We start from the raw sequence: 20,245 nt of genomic DNA on the forward strand, positions 1-20,245 counted from the left end.
ATATTATGTATCTTTGAAAATAATAAAAGCTGTAGTTCATCATATAAAGCCACCCAAATAAGAGTAAATTGTGATGATTTTGTTAGACCAATCTGCAAGTTAGCGGCAAAAGCCAAAAAACACCGTATAAACCAATTTAATCAAAATAAATAATGAGTAAAATTTACAATTATTCAGCTTTCTATGTAAGTGAACCTTTTAATGAATCATCATTAGGCGCTCACGCAAGTAAAGATTTTTGTTATTATAATATGTTAAAAGCGTGGAAAGGATTGGATAGTTTATTTCCCTTTAACAATGCTCACAATACAACTTTTAACGTGCGAGATAACAGTGATTGGGAAACAACTCTAAAACCAAGACTTCGTCAACGTTTAAGAAATTCTCAAAATTTAATTCTTTTTCTAAGCGACTATACTTCTAACTCTAAAGCATTAAGAGAAGAAGTAGATTATGCAATCAACACATTAAATCTACCGGTAATTGTAATATATCCAGATTTAAAATCAAAAGAAGAATTATTAACTATTGACAAAAAAGGACTCAATAATACTGTGAAGAATTTATGGAATAAATTGCCTGTTTTTAGAGATTCAAAACATAAAGTTCCCGTTCTTCATATTCCCTTAAAAAAAGACACAATAAAAGTTGCATTAAGTGATTCAGAATTACGCGTAGATTCTGCTGGTAAAGCAGGTGATTTTTTTTACAAACATTAAATTATGAAAGTTAATTTTTTTAATAAAGGTGTTAGAAATAAATTTTGGGTTTATTTCTCAGTAATATCTGGTATATTATCTTTCATACTTCTATTCAATGTTTTTCCTGAAGATTACAAAGATTACTTGAAGTGTTTTGGATACATAATTTTTATACTTTTAATATTTGTGTATTTTGCAATATGGATTAGAGCAAATTATTTAACAAATGTAAAAATTGATATTGATGGTAGTACAGTAATTATTAAGAGCGGAGACTTGTTTTCAGAAGATGGATTTAAAGTAATACCATTTAATGAATATTTTGATACTATTGTTGATGAAAACATTATTGCTAGTAGTTCATTAAATGGGATTTATATTAATAATCATTTAACTACGAATGTTCAAGATTTAGATGATTTTATTATTCAAAAAACAGATAATGATGACGTTGAAGATGCAAATGTAAATAGAAAGTTAGGAGGTAAAGCATTAAAATATAAACTAAGCACTATTTTCGTTTTTAATAATTTTATATTAACCGCCTTTTCAAAGTTTGACAGTCATAATAAAGCTGTTTTAACTATGCCTGAATACATAGAATTTTTAATAAATTTTTGGGATAGAGTAAACCGTGTGTATGCCCAAAAATCAGTATCTGTTCCAATTTTTGGTTCTGGAATAACAAGAATTAAAGAACACAAAAATATTAGAGACGAGGATTTATTGAAAATTATGTTATGGACATTTAGGTTAAGTGAAATGAAATTTAAACATCCAGCTAAACTGTCAATTATTATACACAAAGATAAAATTGGTAAGATAGATTTGTTTAATTTCAAATCTACAGAATTAGGTTTGTAGATTAAATGCCACTGCTTATACCGGGGGTTTCGTGCTTCTATGACAGTGAAGTGCTTTATTAAAGCTTTGTGCTTCTGATGAAGTTTAGTGTTGAAAATCCCAGCCTTCACAAAGCGGCAAAAAGTTAAACTAAGAAAGCCAGGTCTCACGACTTGGCTTTCTTAGTTAGTCTGGAAAAGGTTACCAATCATAACCAGACTATTTCTTTTTAGATTTTGTCAATCCTTTTAAAAGGAGAGAAATTAAGAAACTAATAATAGCTCCAATTACCGCTAAGATAATCGTTTTTAGAATATCTTCAGAAACAATATTTGGCATCACACTCAATAAAGTTCCGGATGCGGTTCCGATTTGCAAGGAGTTATTTGATTCCATCTCGCGGTAAATTTTGATTGTCTTTTTTCAATCGATTGGTAATGGCCTGCTCTCGGTTCGCTGTATCATCAACCGTGATTTGGCTGATTATTGAAATGACTCCTCCTGCGAGGGCAGCGTAACCGGCAATACTGACAACGGCTACAGGTAAAACTACCGGAGCTGCAATAATACTACCACTGATAGCCAATAGAGCCATTCCAATACTTCTCAAAACCTTAAAAAACTTTGGGGTTGGTGCTTTCGCACGTTGAACTATATTCATAATTTCTTTACTTTTTTACCTTGTCATCATGAGCGGAGTCGAAGGATTAGATTGGATTTTTATTTTCACTTCTTCATTATAGACCAAAGCTTTATAAACTAACGCTTTTAACTTTTCTAACGCTTTTCGGGAAAAACTTCCTTTCCCTATTCCTGTGTGCAGTGTTACAGTTGCGATACAACCCAATAATTCCGTTTTAGCATCATTGGCGGTATGGATTAATATCAAATCTCTTCCCGGAACATTCATCAAATGCAAGTGCCATTTGAATTTTGGGCTAAATCGTTTCTGCAAAACATATTCTCCTTCGGGAATACAAGAAATACGCTTTTGGTTTCCCAACCAGGGCAATTCGATGGTATAACAAACTATTGTGCCGTTCCATTCTAAAACCCCTTGCGTTCCCTTGGGAAAATACGTTCTATTCAACACAAAAACCATCTTACAGCCCGCTTACCTGAACCAATGCCAATGGATTGAAAGAGCCATTTTTCAAAGGATACATTCTACCATTTACCTCTTGAAAGAATTCAAGGCCTAAAGCCAAAAACAATGGTTTTGTGCTGCCCGGAGTAACCGGATTGACATGATTGATAGCAACAGTTTGATTCGAATCCCAAGGTAGAATATCCGTTTCTGAAGTGGCAACTACAAAGGTTTCTGCTTCAAAATCAATTTCCGCACCTGCAGATATGATTTTGAAATGCGTTGTTCCACTTGCAGCCGCAATCATGTTCGCAGGAACAAACGGCAACAAATCAACCATAATATCACCCGAAGCACGATCAATAGTACCCACAAAAGGAGCAAATAAAGCAGTGCCCAGCTTTCCTCTAATGTTGAATTCGAAACCGGCAAGTAATTCTGCCTCACCATCAATTACATTTCGCAATCCACGCTCACTTACCATGTCCGCCTGAATGACTTTAATCATAGATTGAGTCAATCGACTTACCATTCTGCTATCAGCAGAATTAATCAGCAAAGTTCGCATTGCCGTTCTCAAAACTTTGCCTGCCTTTCCTGCTCTTCCAAATTCGGCTCCATTCTCGCGCGTTCTCTGGAACGCAGGATCGCTCGCAATTCTGCTTGCATCAATGCCGCCTTTTTCACGTGCTAAATGCCCATCTTTGGTTTTGTAAAAAGTAATATCGCCGATAGTACCTTTCAACTTAATTATGCCTTTTTGCCTTGCCATAATTTCTAAAATTTTAAATTAATAATTGTTTCAAATTCCCTCAATCATTATCCTGTTGCAACATCTTTCGATTGATTTCTAAACAAATTTTAAGCTATTAAGTGAGATAAAAAAGAGGTTCCTATTCCGTATGTCACTTTGTGACACAAATGGCAGAAATAGACATAAATATCCATTCACAACCACCATTGACAGGAGTAAATTTCCGCTTCTAAACCAAAGGAATTATTTACTATTTTTATGGAGTGCCAGAAGTTGAACCACAAAGGTATCAAGTTAGGCAAAGCCCAATCAAAGCTATAGATAGAGTATGAGATCCAAAAACAAGAGACTATGTATCTACCCTAAGGACATACAACGCATAACAGGAAAGAGTTATCGCCAAAGCATTAGACTACTTCAAAAAATGAGAATTAAGTTAAACAAACTAGAGGATGAGTTCGTGTCCATTGAAGAATTTTGCCAATTTACGAGCCTAAAAATTGAACAGGTTGAACCATTGATTATTGGATAAAAAATTCTTTTTTAGGTGATCATAATCTTAACAGTATTTTTTAAGTTATCCGTTCATTTTTTAAACGCTACTCTATCAATAAATGAAACACTACATGTTCAGTAACCTGTTCATTTTTTGATGATGTTTACCCCTAATTTTATTGGATATGTCTACGTTATTCCGTATTTTTACAGTGCAAAAATTAATAGAATTCATCACGACTTAATAGGGGGTAAATTCGGTTACCCAAATATAATTCAATTCACAAGGCATTGAAAATAGGCGTTTTACAAATGATTATAAAGTCCCTCTTTCTCCGCCAGTAGAAATACAAAACGAAGCAAACCCCTCTAAATCTTATGATTTAGGGGGTTTTTTTCATTTGCGGTAAATCAAATTATTCATTAAATCTCAAAACTTAGGTGTCTTTTGAGGTGTCACTGAAAATCTATTTTTTTAAGTGACACCTATCTCAAAAGTTACCAGTTCAACATTTGTCCAAATACCTTTTCACTATTTGAACATCTTGTTTGATATCCTTTAGAAATCTAAATTGAATACTAATTAAAAGGCTACCGCAATGAAAATAAAAGTATCTATTCTCTTTTACGCAAAGAGAGCCAAAGCTAGTGTAAACGGTCTAGTACCTATCTACACTCGAATTACTGTAAATGGCTAAAGAATTGAATTGAGTAGAAACAGATAAATGGTCCACGGAAGCTGGCAAAATGAAAGGCTCTTCTAATATTGTACCATATAAAGGTACTCCTCCAGTTGCAAGACCTATTGTAGTATATGGTGAATCCGAAGAAGTACTTATTCCTAAAATAGAAAGCATAATCGAGCACTACAAAATTTTTGATCTAAAAAACACCTGTATTTTAGAAAGAGATTATAACTTAAGGAATCTGTTATCTCGAAAAAATATAAAGGTAGAATCGGATTTCATTCTGAGTTTGAAAGGGTTGAAAAAAGAATGTGTGATTTGGTCAACATATATTCCTTTAGAATTTGAAAAAGAAGCATTTGAATTTGCATACACTATTATTACGAGGACATCAGGGGTGCTAATCATTGTAATTACTGAACAATAGGTATGGACTTGCTAACTTTACCTGCATAAAAAGTTAAGAATAAAACCTTAATTTTAACATATGAAACAAGTGCGTAAAATTTATGACCGAGCTTTTAAAGAGAAAGCCGTTCAATTGAGTTATGAGAGACATAACATCTCAGAACTGGCCAGAGAATTAGGAGTTACAGCTCCACAATTGTATAAATGGAGAAAAGAGTACGAAGAGTTTGGACAAGGAAGTTTTCCAGGTAATGGCAATTTAAAGCAAACGCCAGAACAGGAGCTAATTTCTGAGCTTGAAAGAAAACTCAAAGATGCGGAACTAGAGCGAGATATATTAAAAAAAGCAATTGGCATCTTTTCCAAAAACGGTCGATGATTTATGCTTTCATCAGAAACAATGAAAAGATATTTCCGATTGAAAAGATGTGTAAAGTATTGCAAGTTGGTCAAAGAAGTTATTATCAATGGAAAAGTCGGTCTGTTTCAGATAGAAAACAAAGAGTTGAGCTTGTTAAAGAAAAAATAACATCCATTTATTTTAATTCAAAACAAAGATATGGAAGTCCAAGAATGACTGCCGAGTTGGCTTCTTTAGGCAATAAATTATCAAGGATTACAGTTGCTAAATATATGAATCAACTGGGTTTACGAAGTAAATTAAGCAAGAAATTCAAGGTTACCACAAATTCTAAGCATAAGTATTTAATTGTACCCAATGTTTTAAATAGGGAATTTTCGGTTACAGAACCTTCAAAAGTTTGGGTATCGGACATTACTTATATTCGAGTAAAAGAAGGGTTTTTATATTTAACAACCGTTTTAGACCTCTATGACAGAAAAATTATAGGTTGGAGTCTAAGTAACGGGATGAGTGTAGAGGAAACTTCTTTGGCGGCTTGGAGAATGGCTATTAAAAACCGAAGCATTGAAAAAGGATTGGTATTTCATTCTGACCGAGGCATTCAATACGCCAGCAAGAAGTTTACTAATGTGATTGATTCCTATAAAATGGTTACAAGGAGTATGAGTAGAAAAGGGAATTGTTGGGATAATGCAGTAGCTGAGAGCTTTTTTAAGACTTTGAAAACCGAACAAATTTATGGTAATAAACTTATATCAAAAGAGCAAATGGAACTCGATATATTTGATTTTATTGAAATCTGGTACAACAGAAAAAGAAGGCATTCCGCCTTAGATTACAAAACAATAGAAGAATTCTGGAAACAGAAAAATAATTTTAAAAATGTTGCTTAACTAATACTGCGGGTTTTATTTGCATATCCAGTATGTAAAAAAGTTTTAGGCATTTAAATCAAGAAAGAATCATTTTCTGGGATAAAAATTCGGAAGACAAATTTAAATCCTTTTGTGAAGAATATGTACCGATGGAAATTTTAGATGAAGATGAAGACCAAAACATTCTTAATGAAATAGTCTTTTAAAGTTATTTATTGAGTTTTTCGTTAAAATTAGCTATATTTGTATGACACATCAGTCATTAAATCATAAATAACTACTTTATGAATGATACATCATACATAAACTGGATAGCAATGAGCGATAACGCTTTAGCACAAACCATCGGTGCTTTTGTTAAACACCATCGCTTATCGCAGAACAAAACGCAGGAAGAGGTTGCCGGAGCCGCAAATATAAGCCGTTCTACACTCAGCTTACTAGAAAAAGGGGGAACAATAACAGTCCCAACCTTGCTACAAGTATTAAGAGTATTAGACCTTCTCTATATTATGGAGGTTTTCAAGATACAAGAACAAATAAGTCCTATAGAGTTAGCTAAACTAGATCAGCAAAAAAGACAACGAGCGAGAAACAGTGACAATGATTCTAATAAAAAATCAGATTGGTAATGATAACAACGGCATTTGTTAAAATATGGAATGAAACGGTGGGAGCTGTTGCTTGGAATACAGAAACGGGAGTAGCTAGTTTTGAATATGAGGCAAAATTCTTGGCGAAAAACTGGGATTTAGCCCCATTAAAAATGCCTGCCAATAATGCTCGTGGACGTATTTTTACTTTCACAGAATTAAAAGAAATTAAAACATTTAAAGGACTTCCTGGATTGCTGGCAGATGTATTGCCAGATGATTATGGAAACCAATTAATTAACAGTTGGCTGGCCCAAAATGGTCGACCGGAAAACAGTATGAACCCTGTTGAAATGCTTTGCTTTATAGGAACCCGTGGTATGGGTGCGCTTGAATTTGAACCTTCCCAATTTAATGTCAATAAAAGAGCTTTTGATATAGAAGTGGATAGCTTGGTAGCCATCTCTCAAAAAATGCTGTACAAAAGAGAAGGTTTTACAGCCAATCTAAACCAAAACGAGCAAGAAGCCATGATGAACATCCTTAAAATTGGAACCTCAGCTGGTGGTGCTCGTCCAAAAGCCATTATTGCCTATAACGAAAAAACAGGACAGGTAAAATCCGGACAAACAAATGCCCCAAAAGGATTTGAACATTGGTTAATCAAACTTGATACGGTAAGCGATGTGCAGTTTGGTGCAAGTACTGGCTATGGTAGAATTGAAATGGCTTATTATCTGATGGCAAGAGCAGCCGGAATTGAAATGATGGAATGCCGTTTATACGAAGAAAATGGTAGAGCGCATTTCATGACGAAACGTTTTGATAGAGAAAATGGCGATCAAAAACACCACATACAAACGTTATGCGCAATGCAACACTATGACTTTAACCAAATAACGAGTTTTAGTTACGAACAGTTGTTTCAAACCATGCGTTTATTAAAACTACCGTATCCACAAGCGGAACAGTTATACAGAAGGATGGTGTTTAATGTAATAGCACGCAATTGTGATGACCATACAAAAAACTTTGCATTTCGACTAAAGAAAGAGGGTGATTGGGAACTTTCTCCTGCTTATGATATTTGTTTTGCCTATCGCCCTGATAGTGATTGGGTAAGTCAGCATAACTTAAGTATTAATGGAAAGAGAACCTATATTACCAGAGAAGATTTACTGACAGTAGCAAAATCAATGAATATAAAAAAGGCGAATACTATCATCCAGCAAATTGATCAGGCTGTGAAAAGATGGTACGAATTCGCTGAAGCCGCAAATGTGGAGAATAAAATGAAAGAGAGTATTGCTAGATCACATCTAATTTTATAAGTAAAAAACATGTTTGCAGACAAAGTAATACAAACACTTACAGAATGTGATAAAAATATACTCTTCTATTTTGATGCAGATGGATCAAAAAAAGAAGAATTAACCGCTATTGAAGAAGCCGGTATAAAAGTAATAGAAGTAAATCAAAACTATTTTGAGTTAAAGTACAAACTGGAAATGGTATTGTAAATAATAGCGCTTTGAGGACAAACTAAATAATTGCAATAGTTAAAAAAATAAAACATAAATTAGCATATTGAAAAAAAAAATTAACATAAATACCCTAATAGCAGCCATTTAATCGAAAGACTAATCAAGCGTGTAGTATTAAATCATTTTCTAAATAATCCTTAATATGAATAAATTAAAATCTCTTCTTAGAAAAATAGCAGTCCTGCTTTTTGTTTTCACCGGCACAATTGTAATGGCACAAAAAAACTCAAGCAATGCTAAATTCAGCAAATTTCTAGATAATTATTACGAAGAAGGCTTGCTATTAAACCCATTGACAGCTACACAAAGAGGCGACAACAGGTACAACGATTTATTTCCGAACGATATCGCTGAACCCTACCTAAAAAAACAACACGACTTTACCATCGTGTATCAAAAACAATTAGCATCGTTTGATAGAAACAAGCTGAATTCTTTTGATAAAATTTCTTTCGACATCGTAAGTCTCCAAATAAAGCAAGCCCTGGAAAGAGAAACATTCCATCTTGAATACATTCCCTTTAGCCAGTTTAGGGGCTATCCCAGTTCATTACCTTCTCTTGGTTCAGGAAAAAGTTCTCAACCATTTAAAACAGCGAAAGATTATGAAAACTGGCTCAAACGAATTGATGGTTTTACGATATGGGCCGATACTGCGATAGCTAATTTTAACAAAGGCGTTGCAATGAAAATGGTACTTCCCAAAGCCTTGGTGATTAAAATGATTCCGCAGCTGGAAGCTCAAATTGCGACAGATACACTTAAAAATATCTTTTATGAACCCGTTCGGAATATGCCAAGCTCCTTTTCTGCAAAAGAAAAGAAAGCGATACGATTGGCCTATCAAAAGGCAATCAACACTAAAATAATCCCTACTTACCGAAAACTGGCCGATTATTTAAAAAATGTTTATTTGCCAAAATCCAGAACCACATCGGGCTACAATGATTTGCCCAATGGAAAAGCAATGTATGAATATTTTGTTGGAGTAAACACCACTACCAATCAAACACCGGATGAAATTTACCAAACGGGACTTCGAGAGGTGGAACAGATTACTAAAGAGATCGATGACCTCAAGATAAAAATTGGCTTTCAGGGAGACCGAACTGCATTTTTCAATCATGCCCTGACTGATCCCTCCTTTTTTCCTTTCACCACTGACGAAGAAATATTGGAAAGTTACAGAGCCATCCTGCCCATCATAGAGCCGAAGCTGAAAAAATTATTCAATATTGTTCCTAAAACAGCCTTCGAGGTGAAGGCAATTGAAAAATTTAAAGCGGCGACGTCGGCAGCCAATTATGAAAGAGGCACAACGGACGGTAGCAGACCCGGTTATTTTAATGTTCCAATCGTTGACGCTACTAAATTCAATAAGTTGGGGATGGACAATCTTTTTATACATGAAGCAATTCCGGGGCACCATTTTCAATTGTCCTTACAGCAAGAGAATCAATCCATGCCTAAAATCAGAAAATTTGCTGGCTATTCCGTTTTTTCTGAAGGCTGGGCTTTGTATGCCGAATCATTGGGTGATGAACTAGGATTGTACACCGATCCTTATCAAAAATTGGCTGCCTACAAATCAGAATTATTTAGAGCGATACGATTAGTGACAGACGTTGGATTGCATACCGGAATAATGACAAGAGAAGAGTCAATCCAATACATGATGGAAAAAGGGGGAAGAGAGCAGCAAGCTTCTGTTTCAGAAACAGAAAGATATATGGCAATGCCAGGACAAGCGCTTTCCTATAAAACAGGGGAATTGAAAATTTCGGAATTGAAAGCTAAATACATCAAAAGCTTAGGCAGCAAGTTTGAAATCAAAAAGTTTCACGATGCCATTTTGCAGGTTGGTTCCGTGCCTTTAAATGTGTTTGAAACTTATATGGATAATTGGGCTTCTGAACAAAGTAACTAAGGAGAATATAAGTATTAATTGGGAAACAATAGTTTTTTTAAAACCTAACGAAGTTATTAAGTTGTCTTGTCCTGAATAACCGATACAGATTATTAGATAAAAATATTTAATTAAACACTTGCAAAAACGTTTTTGTAAGTGTTTTTTGTTTTATATGTCCTCATTTTAATTTGATTTTGTAAATGCATTTTGTTTGGAGTCAGCATGAAATTAGAATAATGAGGTCTTAATTCATTGTATATGCTGATTGATTCTTTTACAATTTGCTTCATAACTTTTAAATCTAGATTGTATTTGTCAATCATAAATTCCTGCTTTAATATTCCATTTATTCTTTCAGCTACAGCATTTTCTTATTTATTTCTAAATCTAGAATTAGGTTTTGATGTTTTCTAAATCGATGATGAGAATTAGTGGTTACATGATAACTTTTATTTAGATAGATGTATTGTTCGCATCACTTTGTAATTGTCTTATTTTTATGTTGAAAGCAGCAAATAATAAAGTCATAAAAGGGCTTAAAAGATTAAAAAAGGCAAAAGGAAGATAGTCTAATGTTGGCACACCTAATGTTCCTGATTGGTACGCTCCGCAGGTATTCCAAGGAATTAATACCGAGGTTACAGTCCCGGCGTCTTCTAATGTTCTACTTAAGTTTTCAGGGGCTAAACCTTTATTTTTATAGGCTTTCGCAAACATTTTACCCGGAACTACAATGGCTAAATATTGATCCGAAGCTGTAATGTTTAATGCCAAACAGCTCCCTACGGTAGACGCAAATAAACCAAAAGTGGTGTGTGCTAATTTTAAGAGGGCTTTACTAATTGTTGCCAATGCGCCAATTGCATCCATAATGCCACCAAAAACCATTGCGCAAAGAATCAACCATATAGTTCCCAGCATTTTTTGCATTCCTCCAGAAGTAAATAAATCCGCAAGGGTTTCATTTGTAGTAGGAATGCTTACTTTAGTTGTTATGGCATCCATTATTCCTCTGTAACCGGATTGTAAAGTCATGTTGTTGACACCAGAAATTTGATTGATGATGTGAGGTTGAAATAGAATTGCAAATACAGCAGCCAGAAGAGTTCCTGCTAAAAGAGCAATTAGCGGTTCTGTTTTTTTTATGATTAATCCAATAACAACAGCGGGAACTATAAATAACCATCCCGAAACAGTAAAAGAACTTTCAATATCATTCAGCAGTGTTTTTATATCCACATCTCCTTTAATATCCACTGTCAAACCCAGAATAATAAACAAAATTAGAGTAATAATATACGTAGGAATTGTTGTTATCATCATATATCTGATGTGCGTAAACAAATCGGTTCCGGCCATAGCAGGGGCGAGGTTTGTTGTGTCTGACATGGGCGATAATTTGTCTCCGAAATAGGCTCCGGAAATAACGGCCCCTGCAACCATTCCTAAATCAAAACCCAATGCGCCACCAACACCAATTAATGCTATACCTACCGTAGCACTGGTGGTCCAGGAGCTTCCGGTAGCAATAGAAATTATAGAACAAATTAGCAATGTCGCAGGCAAAAATACCGTTGGACTCAAAATTTGTAACCCATAATAAATCATCGAAGGAATAATGCCACTTACCAACCAAGTTCCCGCTAATGCTCCAACCATAAGTAAGATCAGGATAGCGCCTACGGTTGATTTGATGTTCTCGGCCACTTCATCAATCATTTTTTGATAGGTAACCTTATTAAAAAAACCTATAATTGCTGCAACAGCTCCACCCAGCAAGAGTACAAATTGATTGCTTCCGCTCAAAGCATCATCACCGTAAACGAATACATTAAAACCTAGCAGCATGATGAGCGCTAGAACAGGAACCAACGCTTGTCCTATTGATAATTCTTTATTTTTGTTGATTTTTATATCCATTCTATAGTGTTTGGATGTGCAATATAGATAAAAAAAAGCCTTATATCCTAAAGTGGCTGCTCTATCAGTTTTGGTTTTTTGTAGATTTTATTAGTAGAACTTTCAAATTAAACCATTCGGGATTTAAAATATTTCGGAATTTATTTTTTGGCTATTTTTCACAATCCGTAGTCCTTTTTAGAGAAAATCAAATATTTTATGAGTCTATTCAATAGTTGATATTTGCACCGGCAGAGCTCCTTTACACTCCATGTTTTCCAGTAATTGGTGTGCTGCTGTTTCTTGAAATTCCGAAAAATCCTGATACACTTGAACGATTCCTGCAGTAGCACTTAAGTTAGGAATTATCTGTAATGCGTACGGGTTTCCAAAGACATATAAAAAACACTTTTTTGAAATAAATAATTTTTCTAAATACTGCAATACAAAATCCTCTATATCAAAATTATTCATTGGTTTGGCTTTTGGAACAAACAAAGCAATAAGAATAGTATCAAAATCTAGTAGCAGTTCATCTAATTCATTCAGGGCTATGGTATCTCCTCTTTCATAGCAAAATTCAGGACAAGGCAATGCGGCCGATAAATTTTTAAAAAAAGAATTTTCAGTGTTTTTATACAGACTTATTTTGGCTAGATTCGCTCTGTTTTTTGCATCAAAAAGCGTAACGGTATTGCGGGTGTCTTTTATTTTAGTAATGCAATTTTGAGCAATTTTTGAGTTTAATTCAGAAGTGGTTTTAAAATCAAAAGCATTCCGGGAAAGATGCAGTAATTTAGAAGTTCCGTCTATAATACCTGCTTTTTGTTTGCATTTCCACAACCGGTTAAAGCTAGCTTCAATCCGTTCCGGAGTTGCGTTTTTTAGGATTTCCTGTATTCCTTCGGGTACGTTTTCGGCAAAGCACAAAATATCATTACCAGCATTAAAAGCTTCCCATTCCAGTTGCCCTTTTTGATCGTATAATTTAGAAACGCTGTGCATATTCAAAGCATCCGAAATCACTAAACCATCATAGCCCAATTGCTTGCGCAAAAGGGTTTCAATCACGGATTTTGACAGCGTTGCCGAAGTGTTTTTTCCTTCGTTCAAAGCAGGAACTGCCAAATGGCCAATCATAATCGAATCGACTTTGTTCTCAATTCCTTTTATAAACGGAACCAGTTCATTGGCTACTAATTCTTCGAGAGTTTCTTTTAAAATAGGTAATCCCAAATGCGAATCAACATTAGTATTTCCGTGTCCGGGAAAATGTTTGAGACAGCCTAAAACACCAGTATCATTAAGTCCTCTGAGATATTCCAGCGCAAAATCAGTTACTTTTTTTTTGTCTTGACCAAAAGAACGGTAGCCAATTACAGGATTATTCGGATTGTTATTGATATCCGCCAATGGCGATAAATTATAATGAATCCCAACTGATTTTAAGTCTAAACCTATTTGTTTGCCCACTTCATAAACCAGATTTTTTTTATTGTCAGGCAAAGCGCCAAGGGTAATCGCATACGGATATTGTGGTGTTTTTTCTACGCGCATAGCCAATCCCCATTCGGCATCAATACTCATTAATAACGGAGTCGTAGCACAATTTTGATATCTGATTATGAGTTCTTTTAAACGCTGAAAACTACCATCATTCAGGACTACTTTTTTTGTAGTTTCATAATTGGTTGCTGCACTGGCACGGCTGTGAAAAAAAGTCAATCCACCTATATTGTGCTCTTTTATTAATCGTTCGGTAGCCTGAATGTTTTCCTCAGTATCATTGATGAAAACGGCTGGAAAAAAAAATTGTCCTATTTTTTGTTCTATTGTCATTATAAAATGAATATGATGTTAATTTTAAACAAATAAGTCACGTAAGTCAAATTACACAGAATAAATAATTATTTAAAAGGGTTGTGAAAAAACAGTTATTTTTAAGAGAGTCTTACTTTCTTAAATAAACTTATATGACTTATATGTTTAAAAAAAAGCTAGTTTGTTTATTCTTGTTCTGTTTTCTTACCGAAATTTGCAGGAAAAATCAAAAAGCGGGATAAAATTAATCCAGGGATGGTTGCCAAAAACACCCAAATAAAGAAATTTCCATAGCCCAAATAGTCTTGAATAAATCCGCTCAACATTCCCGGAAGCATCATTCCTAACGCCATAAATCCGGTTGCAATAGAGTAGTGAGAGGTTTTTGATTCGCCATCAGCCACATAAATCAAGTACATCATGAAAGCCGCAAAACCAAAACCATAACCAAATTGTTCCGCAATCACCGTCGCATAAATATAGAAAACGGAACCGGGATGAAAATGGGATAATAGTATGAATCCTATTATAGGTAAGTGCATGGCTAAAATCATGGGTAACATCCATTTTCCTAATCCATCTCTGGAAATGGCTATACCGCCTAAGATGCCGCCCAAAGTAAGCGAAATCACGCCAAAAGTCCCATAGATAACGCCAACATCCTGTGTGGTTAAGCCCATGCCTCCTGCAGTTATAGGATCTATTAAAAAAGGAGTTAACATTTTTAATAACTGAGATTCTCCTAATCTGAATAATAAAATGAAAGCCAAAACTAAACCAATTTGTTTCTTTTGAAAAAAAGTAGCAAAAACAACTCCGAAGCTTTTATTTGGGACTGATTCCGTTTTTGCCTCTGCAATTTTTGTTTCAATTTTTGGAGTCGAAAAATAATTGTAAATGGTAATTACCGTCATAATTAATCCTACAATTACCATGGTGTAGGACCATGCTTTTTGTTTGTCTCCATATTCCTGTTCCAGATAACCAGCAATAACTACAATTAATCCGTTTCCGGTAAGCATAGAAAGTCTGTAAAATGTACTCCGGATTCCAAGGAAAAAGGATTGTTGGTCTTTCTCTAAAGCCAACATGTAAAAGCCATCACTGGCCACATCATTAGAGGCTGATGCAAATGCCGCCATCCAAAAAACAGCTAGACTTAGCATGAAAAAATTATTCATAGGAATGGTCAAACCCACAATCAAAAATGCAACTGCAATCAGTAATTGCATGCTCAAAAACCATTTTCTTTTAGTCGAATAGAGGTCAATAAAAGGGCTCCACAGCGGTTTGATTACCCATGGTAAATATAGTAAACTGGTATATATACCAATATCCTCATTGTTGATTCCTAGGTTTTTATACATTATTACCGAAACCGAAATAATAATAGCATACGGCAAGCCTGAAGCAAAGTTTAAAACGGGAATCCAATACCAGGGTCTATTGTCTGTTTTCATTTAAGGCAAATTATATTCAATTAAAATTATAGCGTAAAATTGACAAAAGCAGCTTCACTTTCATTGCCATAAAAATCGATGAATGTAATGGCGCAGGAATTATTTTTATCTAATTTATAAGTAGGAATTACTATTTCAACTGGGTTTTTCTCATTGAAAGCAATTTTGTTGATGATTTGGCTCGGATCATTCACATCAATTTGTGTTTCAGATGTAGATCCATAAACCATCACATAACGCACTTGACTATTTTCAGGATAAGGAACATAAAAACTAGAAGAAATCGAATTTTTAACCAGTGCGTTTGCCCTTGGAACAGCGATTACTTTTTTGACAAAATTTGGAACAACGTGAGGAAGTGCAGGATATTTGTATTGGTTGTTTTTCAGTAATCGAGTCACACTTTGATTTTTGTTTAAAAATGATTTGGCACTAAAAAAAGCATTACCCTGAATATTTTTATATGATCTGGTAATGTCTATTTGGTTGGGGATTTCGTATGGATTATTCCATCTTTTGTCAGAGTCGGTATTGATTTTGTATGATCCGTTACCAATATAGATTGCCGTATTTGTTGAATTTTCAGACCACCAACGCAACAATTTCGAATAGGAAGCTTTAGGGTGATCCATACTCCAGTATAGCTGCGGAACAAGGTAATCAATCCACTTGTTTTCCATCCACGCTAACGGATCAGCAAATAAATCATCGTAATTAGTTTGCCCAGATTCCGTTTCGGAACCTCTTGGATCTACTGATTTATTTCTCCAGACACCAAATGGGCTGATGCCAAATTGCACCCACGGTTTGATTTTTTTGATCGATATTGAAACACTTTTTACAAAATCATTCACATTTTTACGTCTCCAATCCGCTAAATCCAATCCATCTCCATATTTTTTGAAAGAATCAGTGTCGTCAAATAATTCGCCTTTTATTTTATACGGATAAAAATAATCATCAAAATGAATGGCATCAATGTCATAATTTGTAACGACTTCTTCCACGACAGCTGTCAAATGATTTTGAACTTCAGGCAAAGCAGGATTGTAATAGTATTTACCACCATATTTTATCATCCATTCGGGATATTTAAAAAAATCGTGTTGAGGACTTAAAAGTGCAGTATTGTAATCCATTGTGGCTCGGTATGGATTCATCCAAGCATGAAATTCAAAACCTCTGGCATGCGTTTCAGCAATCATCCACGCTAAGGTGTCAAAATAAGGTTTTGGTGCCTGTCCTTCTTTACCGGTCAAAAATCGGGACCAAGGTGCTAATTGGGTTGGATAAAAAGCATCACCAACACTTCGAATCTGAACAATGACTGCATTATAATTTAATTTTTTATAAGCCTCTAAAATCTCAATATAATCTGCTTTTTGTTTGGCAACATTATCAGTACTCATTTTAGGCCAGTCAATATTCACCACTGTAGCAATCCAAACGGCTCTAAATTCATTTTTGGGATTTGTAGCGGATGTTTGTGCGTTACCAATCGAAAAAGATAGTAAAAAGAATAAAATAAGCAAAAGAGTGTGCTTGCGATTTTTCATTAGAGTATTGTTTATAAAGTATTCAAAAATAGTTTTTTTAGTGAAATTTACCCGATAAAATGGGTTTAAAATTCGACTTTTTTTATCAGCGCAATTTCTTTGCCGTTTTTTCAAAATAACATTAAAGAATACTTTACCTTAAATAATAAAAGGATTTGAATATTTCTTATTAGTTTTTAAAGTATACACCACTATATATTTATATTTGTGAAAATAACAGCAATTCACTCCACAATATGTCAATTACGCCTCCGTTACAAGAACTATCTCAATCATTAGAAGGCATTCTTTTATATGATGACCTTCATAAAACATTGTATGCCACTGACGCTTCGGCCTACAGGATCCTGCCGCTTGCTGTAGCGATTCCAAAAACAGAGGAAGATATTGTAAAAATTATTCGCTTTGCAGCAAAAAATAAAATTTCAATTACGCCTAGAACTGCCGGAACATCATTGGCAGGTCAAACTGTAGGTAGTGGAATAATCGTGGATGTTTCGAAACATTTTACGAAAATTGTCGCTTTTGATTCTATTAAAAAAACCGTTACCGTACAACCAGGAGTAATTCGGGATGAACTGAATTTATATTTAAAACCGCACGGATTGTTTTTTGGCCCCAATACTTCGACTTCCAATCGTTGTATGATAGGCGGAATGGTAGGTAATAATTCATCTGGAACTACATCAATTCGGTACGGAGTTACCCGAGATAAAATTGTGGAAATTAAAGCAGTTTTGAGTGATGGAAGTTCGGCAGTATTTAAAGAAATGACTTCTGCTGAATTCATTGAAAAAACAAAAGGGAACACGCTTGAAAGTTCTATTTACAAGACTATTTATGAAGAACTTTCGAACACAGAAAACCAAAAAGAGATTACAAAAGAATTTCCGAAACCTGAAATTCACAGAAGAAACACCGGATATGCAGTTGATTTAGTATTGAAATCGGAACTTTTTGGAGGAACCGAAAGCACTATAAATCTAGGAAAACTCCTTTGTGGAAGCGAAGGAACTTTAGCATTTACCACTGAAATTACGCTGAAAGTAGATCCGCTACCGCCAACAAATAATGTGATGATAGTGGCCCATTTTCATACCATTCAGGAAAGTTTAGAAGCTGTGGTTACCGCAATGAAACACCATTTGTACACTTGTGAAATGATGGATGACACAATATTAGATTGTACCAAAACCAACCGGGAACAGGCTAAAAATAGATTTTTCATTCAAGGAGAACCAAAAGCGGTTATCATGCTTGAAGTAGCCTCGTATCACAGTATGGAAGATGCTGAATTACAGGCCAATGCTTTGATTTCCGATTTAGAACGAAATAATTTTGGGTATGCTTTGCCAAAAATTTACGGAGCAGATATTGATAAAGTAAATGAGCTGAGAAAAGCAGGTCTTGGACTTTTAGGCAGTATTGTTGGCGACAATAAAGCGGCAGATTCTATTGAAGATACCGCTGTTGAATTGAGTGATTTGCCTAATTATATTGCTGAATTCTCCGCAATGATGGAGCGTCATGGTCAAAGTGCTATTTATTATGCGCATGCCGGTGCAGGAGAATTGCATTTGCGTCCGGTTTTGAATTTGAAAACAAAAGAAGGGATTCACCAATTTAGAAACATCGCAACCGAAGTGGCTGTTTTAGTCAAAAAATATAAAGGTTCCTTGAGCGGGGAACATGGGGATGGTATTGTTCGTGGAGAGTTTTTACCTTTTATGATTGGAGAACAGAATTATGAATTATTGAAAAGAATCAAACATGCTTTTGACCCCAACACCATTTTGAATGTGGGAAAAATTGTAAACGCTTTCAAAATGGACGAAAATCTTCGGATGGAAGCGGGGAGAGTAGAACCGGAAATACAAACTATTCAGGATTTCTCTGATAGTATGGGGATTTTGCGTGCTGCGGAAAAATGTAATGGTTCTGGTGATTGCAGAAAATTACCTTCGGCTGGAGGAACCTTGTGTCCTAGCTATCGCGCCACGCGGAATGAAAAAGATACGACGCGCGCCAGAGCCAATGCGCTGCGGGAATATTTGACGCATTCAGAAAAAGACAATAAGTTCGATCATGAAGAATTATATAAGGTATTTGAGTTGTGTGTGAGCTGCAAGGCTTGTGCCAGTGAATGTCCCAGTAATGTGGATGTGGCAGCAATGAAATCAGAGTTTCTGTACCACTATCAAAAAGCGAATGGATTTTCATGGCGCAATAAAGTATTTGCTTTTAATGCGAAATTGAATGGACTGGGGAGTATCACTCCAAAGTTTACGAATTTCATGCTGAACTTGCCTTTGGTAAAAAAAACCATGGGAATTGCCTCAAAAAGAGAAGTACCGCCTCTGGCTCCGCAAACCTTTAGAAAATGGTATGAGAAAAATTGGAATCAAGCACCAAGTGATTCTTTTGTAAACGGAAAAGTATGTTTGTTTTGTGATGAATTTACTAATTTTTATGATGTTTCAGTAGGCATTGATGCGTACGAGTTATTGACAGCATTAGGATATGAAGTAATTATGGTGGATCATGAGGAAAGCGGAAGGGCTTTTATCTCTAAAGGTTTTCTGGAAGAAGCCAAAGCAATCGCAAACATAAACGTAGCTGTTTTTTCGGATTATGTTACTACTGATTTTCCGTTGATAGGAATAGAACCTTCAGCAATATTGACCTTTAGAGATGAATACATTCGATTGGCTGACGATAAGGAAGGTGCTGAAAAATTAGCACAACATGTATTTACGATTGAAGAGTTTTTTAAAAATGAAATTACAAAAGGTAAAATTCATCCAGAACAATTTTCTGATGTTGCAAAAACAATAAAAATTCACGGACATTGTCACCAGAAGTCATTGAGTACTATGGAAGCAACTTTTGTAATGTTGAATGTCCCTAAAAATAGTTCAGTTACGATTTATAATTCGGGATGTTGTGGTATGGCTGGCTCTTTTGGTTATGAAAAAGAACATTATGAAATCAGCATGCAAATGGGAGAAGACACCTTGTTCCCAAAAATAAGAGCTACTGATGCAACAGTGGCCATCGCAGCAGCAGGAACTAGTTGCCGCCATCAGATTTTTGATGGTACCAGTAGAAAAGCCTTGCATCCGGTCACGATTCTAAAAAGCTGGTTGAAATAATAATTGCAGCTGTTTTTTAAAATTATTTTTTAATTAGATGAATAGCAAAATTTGACTTATTTACTATAAAAAAAAATTGATTTAACTTTTATAAAAAA

Annotated in this window: 18 protein-coding genes and 1 pseudogene; 10 read left to right on the forward strand and 9 right to left on the reverse strand. The window is 35.0% G+C overall.

The window, feature by feature from the left end; translation table 11 throughout:
• Positions 1-152 precede the first annotated feature (152 nt).
• Together EKL95_RS10250 and EKL95_RS10255 are read left to right on the forward strand one after the other, a co-directional pair.
• Positions 153-719 (forward strand): TIR domain-containing protein, encoded by a 567-nt coding sequence (locus tag EKL95_RS10250; protein ID WP_126564182.1) that lies wholly within the window; start codon positions 153-155, stop codon positions 717-719.
• A 3-nt stretch (positions 720-722) separates the two neighbouring features.
• Positions 723-1,565, forward strand: coding sequence for a macro domain-containing protein (locus EKL95_RS10255; protein ID WP_126564183.1), 843 nt, complete (start codon positions 723-725; stop codon positions 1,563-1,565).
• A 198-nt stretch (positions 1,566-1,763) separates the two neighbouring features.
• On the opposite strand, the gene EKL95_RS15060 is transcribed toward EKL95_RS10255, so the two are convergent.
• From EKL95_RS15060 to EKL95_RS10270, 4 genes are read right to left on the reverse strand one after another with little or no spacing between them, the layout of a single operon-like run.
• A complete protein-coding gene (locus EKL95_RS15060) occupies positions 1,764-1,940 on the reverse strand; it encodes a hypothetical protein (protein WP_199736819.1) in 177 nt (58 codons plus the stop codon).
• Positions 1,927-2,205: a hypothetical protein gene (locus EKL95_RS10260; RefSeq protein ID WP_126564184.1), complete on the reverse strand. Its 279-nt coding sequence runs from the start codon at positions 2,203-2,205 to the stop codon at positions 1,927-1,929. Before EKL95_RS10260 ends, EKL95_RS15060 begins: the two co-directional genes overlap by 14 nt.
• 15 nt (positions 2,206-2,220) lie before the next feature.
• Positions 2,221-2,646: a DUF5675 family protein gene (locus EKL95_RS10265; RefSeq protein WP_126564185.1), complete on the reverse strand. Its 426-nt coding sequence runs from the start codon at positions 2,644-2,646 to the stop codon at positions 2,221-2,223.
• Between the two features lies 1 nt (position 2,647).
• Positions 2,648-3,403: a hypothetical protein gene (locus EKL95_RS10270; protein ID WP_126515701.1), complete on the reverse strand. Its 756-nt coding sequence runs from the start codon at positions 3,401-3,403 to the stop codon at positions 2,648-2,650.
• A gap of 1,224 nt (positions 3,404-4,627) precedes the next feature.
• On the opposite strand from EKL95_RS10270, the gene EKL95_RS10280 reads away from it, so the two are divergent.
• The 7 genes from EKL95_RS10280 (at position 4,628) to EKL95_RS10305 (ending at position 10,277) form a co-directional block, all read left to right on the forward strand.
• A complete protein-coding gene (locus tag EKL95_RS10280) occupies positions 4,628-4,993 on the forward strand; it encodes a hypothetical protein (RefSeq protein ID WP_126564186.1) in 366 nt (121 codons plus the stop codon).
• Positions 4,994-5,053: 60 nt separating this feature from the next.
• Positions 5,054-5,353 carry a transposase gene (locus EKL95_RS15215; protein ID WP_233589295.1) on the forward strand — a complete coding sequence of 100 codons (300 nt, stop codon included), beginning with the start codon at positions 5,054-5,056 and terminating at the stop codon, positions 5,351-5,353.
• Positions 5,350-6,231 carry an IS3 family transposase gene (locus tag EKL95_RS10285; RefSeq protein ID WP_233589413.1) on the forward strand — a complete coding sequence of 294 codons (882 nt, stop codon included), beginning with the start codon at positions 5,350-5,352 and terminating at the stop codon, positions 6,229-6,231. Before EKL95_RS15215 ends, EKL95_RS10285 begins: the two co-directional genes overlap by 4 nt.
• 266 nt (positions 6,232-6,497) lie before the next feature.
• Positions 6,498-6,845: a helix-turn-helix domain-containing protein gene (locus EKL95_RS10290; protein ID WP_126556010.1), complete on the forward strand. Its 348-nt coding sequence runs from the start codon at positions 6,498-6,500 to the stop codon at positions 6,843-6,845.
• Positions 6,845-8,137 (forward strand): type II toxin-antitoxin system HipA family toxin, encoded by a 1,293-nt coding sequence (locus tag EKL95_RS10295; RefSeq protein WP_126562206.1) that lies wholly within the window; start codon positions 6,845-6,847, stop codon positions 8,135-8,137. Before EKL95_RS10290 ends, EKL95_RS10295 begins: the two co-directional genes overlap by 1 nt.
• 9 nt (positions 8,138-8,146) lie before the next feature.
• The gene (locus EKL95_RS10300; RefSeq protein ID WP_126460079.1) at positions 8,147-8,326 is read left to right on the forward strand and encodes a hypothetical protein; all 180 of its coding nucleotides are present in this window, start codon (positions 8,147-8,149) and stop codon (positions 8,324-8,326) included.
• A gap of 166 nt (positions 8,327-8,492) precedes the next feature.
• A complete protein-coding gene (locus EKL95_RS10305) occupies positions 8,493-10,277 on the forward strand; it encodes a DUF885 domain-containing protein (protein ID WP_126460076.1) in 1,785 nt (594 codons plus the stop codon).
• A gap of 110 nt (positions 10,278-10,387) precedes the next feature.
• Here the strand turns inward: EKL95_RS10305 and EKL95_RS15440 are convergent.
• The 5 genes and pseudogenes from EKL95_RS15440 to EKL95_RS10330 form a co-directional block, all read right to left on the reverse strand.
• Positions 10,388-10,618 (reverse strand): annotated as a pseudogene (locus EKL95_RS15440) (integrase core domain-containing protein); the annotation flags it as partial.
• A 94-nt stretch (positions 10,619-10,712) separates the two neighbouring features.
• A complete protein-coding gene (gene nhaC / locus EKL95_RS10315; protein WP_126556001.1) occupies positions 10,713-12,179 on the reverse strand; it encodes a Na+/H+ antiporter NhaC in 1,467 nt (488 codons plus the stop codon).
• Positions 12,180-12,383: 204 nt separating this feature from the next.
• A complete protein-coding gene (locus EKL95_RS10320; RefSeq protein ID WP_126562204.1) occupies positions 12,384-13,997 on the reverse strand; it encodes a glycoside hydrolase family 3 protein in 1,614 nt (537 codons plus the stop codon).
• 167 nt (positions 13,998-14,164) lie between these two features.
• Positions 14,165-15,439 carry an MFS transporter gene (locus tag EKL95_RS10325; RefSeq protein ID WP_126460066.1) on the reverse strand — a complete coding sequence of 425 codons (1,275 nt, stop codon included), beginning with the start codon at positions 15,437-15,439 and terminating at the stop codon, positions 14,165-14,167.
• A 26-nt stretch (positions 15,440-15,465) separates the two neighbouring features.
• Positions 15,466-16,995: a glycoside hydrolase family 10 protein gene (locus EKL95_RS10330; protein ID WP_126564187.1), complete on the reverse strand. Its 1,530-nt coding sequence runs from the start codon at positions 16,993-16,995 to the stop codon at positions 15,466-15,468.
• 236 nt (positions 16,996-17,231) lie between these two features.
• Here EKL95_RS10330 and EKL95_RS10335 point away from each other — a divergent pair, with 236 nt between their 5' ends.
• Positions 17,232-20,147 (forward strand): FAD-binding and (Fe-S)-binding domain-containing protein, encoded by a 2,916-nt coding sequence (locus EKL95_RS10335; RefSeq protein WP_126564188.1) that lies wholly within the window; start codon positions 17,232-17,234, stop codon positions 20,145-20,147.
• Positions 20,148-20,245: the final 98 nt, after the last annotated feature.

The organism is Flavobacterium sp. LB2P53, assembly GCF_003970305.1.
GTDB lineage: Bacteria > Bacteroidota > Bacteroidia > Flavobacteriales > Flavobacteriaceae > Flavobacterium.

What these genes read in the sequence shown, in the direction of transcription:
- EKL95_RS10250 (WP_126564182.1), top strand. Translation starts at nt 153, where the DNA reads ATGAGTAAAATTTACAATTATTCAGCTTTCTATGTAAGTGAACCTTTT.
- EKL95_RS10255 (WP_126564183.1), top strand. Translation starts at nt 723, where the DNA reads ATGAAAGTTAATTTTTTTAATAAAGGTGTTAGAAATAAATTTTGGGTT.
- EKL95_RS15060 (WP_199736819.1), bottom strand. Translation starts at nt 1,940, where the DNA reads ATGGAATCAAATAACTCCTTGCAAATCGGAACCGCATCCGGAACTTTA.
- EKL95_RS10260 (WP_126564184.1), bottom strand. Translation starts at nt 2,205, where the DNA reads ATGAATATAGTTCAACGTGCGAAAGCACCAACCCCAAAGTTTTTTAAG.
- EKL95_RS10265 (WP_126564185.1), bottom strand. Translation starts at nt 2,646, where the DNA reads ATGGTTTTTGTGTTGAATAGAACGTATTTTCCCAAGGGAACGCAAGGG.
- EKL95_RS10270 (WP_126515701.1), bottom strand. Translation starts at nt 3,403, where the DNA reads ATGGCAAGGCAAAAAGGCATAATTAAGTTGAAAGGTACTATCGGCGAT.
- EKL95_RS10280 (WP_126564186.1), top strand. Translation starts at nt 4,628, where the DNA reads ATGAAAGGCTCTTCTAATATTGTACCATATAAAGGTACTCCTCCAGTT.
- EKL95_RS15215 (WP_233589295.1), top strand. Translation starts at nt 5,054, where the DNA reads ATGAAACAAGTGCGTAAAATTTATGACCGAGCTTTTAAAGAGAAAGCC.
- EKL95_RS10285 (WP_233589413.1), top strand. Translation starts at nt 5,350, where the DNA reads ATGATTTATGCTTTCATCAGAAACAATGAAAAGATATTTCCGATTGAA.
- EKL95_RS10290 (WP_126556010.1), top strand. Translation starts at nt 6,498, where the DNA reads ATGAATGATACATCATACATAAACTGGATAGCAATGAGCGATAACGCT.
- EKL95_RS10295 (WP_126562206.1), top strand. Translation starts at nt 6,845, where the DNA reads ATGATAACAACGGCATTTGTTAAAATATGGAATGAAACGGTGGGAGCT.
- EKL95_RS10300 (WP_126460079.1), top strand. Translation starts at nt 8,147, where the DNA reads ATGTTTGCAGACAAAGTAATACAAACACTTACAGAATGTGATAAAAAT.
- EKL95_RS10305 (WP_126460076.1), top strand. Translation starts at nt 8,493, where the DNA reads ATGAATAAATTAAAATCTCTTCTTAGAAAAATAGCAGTCCTGCTTTTT.
- nhaC (WP_126556001.1), bottom strand. Translation starts at nt 12,179, where the DNA reads ATGGATATAAAAATCAACAAAAATAAAGAATTATCAATAGGACAAGCG.
- EKL95_RS10320 (WP_126562204.1), bottom strand. Translation starts at nt 13,997, where the DNA reads ATGACAATAGAACAAAAAATAGGACAATTTTTTTTTCCAGCCGTTTTC.
- EKL95_RS10325 (WP_126460066.1), bottom strand. Translation starts at nt 15,439, where the DNA reads ATGAAAACAGACAATAGACCCTGGTATTGGATTCCCGTTTTAAACTTT.
- EKL95_RS10330 (WP_126564187.1), bottom strand. Translation starts at nt 16,995, where the DNA reads ATGAAAAATCGCAAGCACACTCTTTTGCTTATTTTATTCTTTTTACTA.
- EKL95_RS10335 (WP_126564188.1), top strand. Translation starts at nt 17,232, where the DNA reads ATGTCAATTACGCCTCCGTTACAAGAACTATCTCAATCATTAGAAGGC.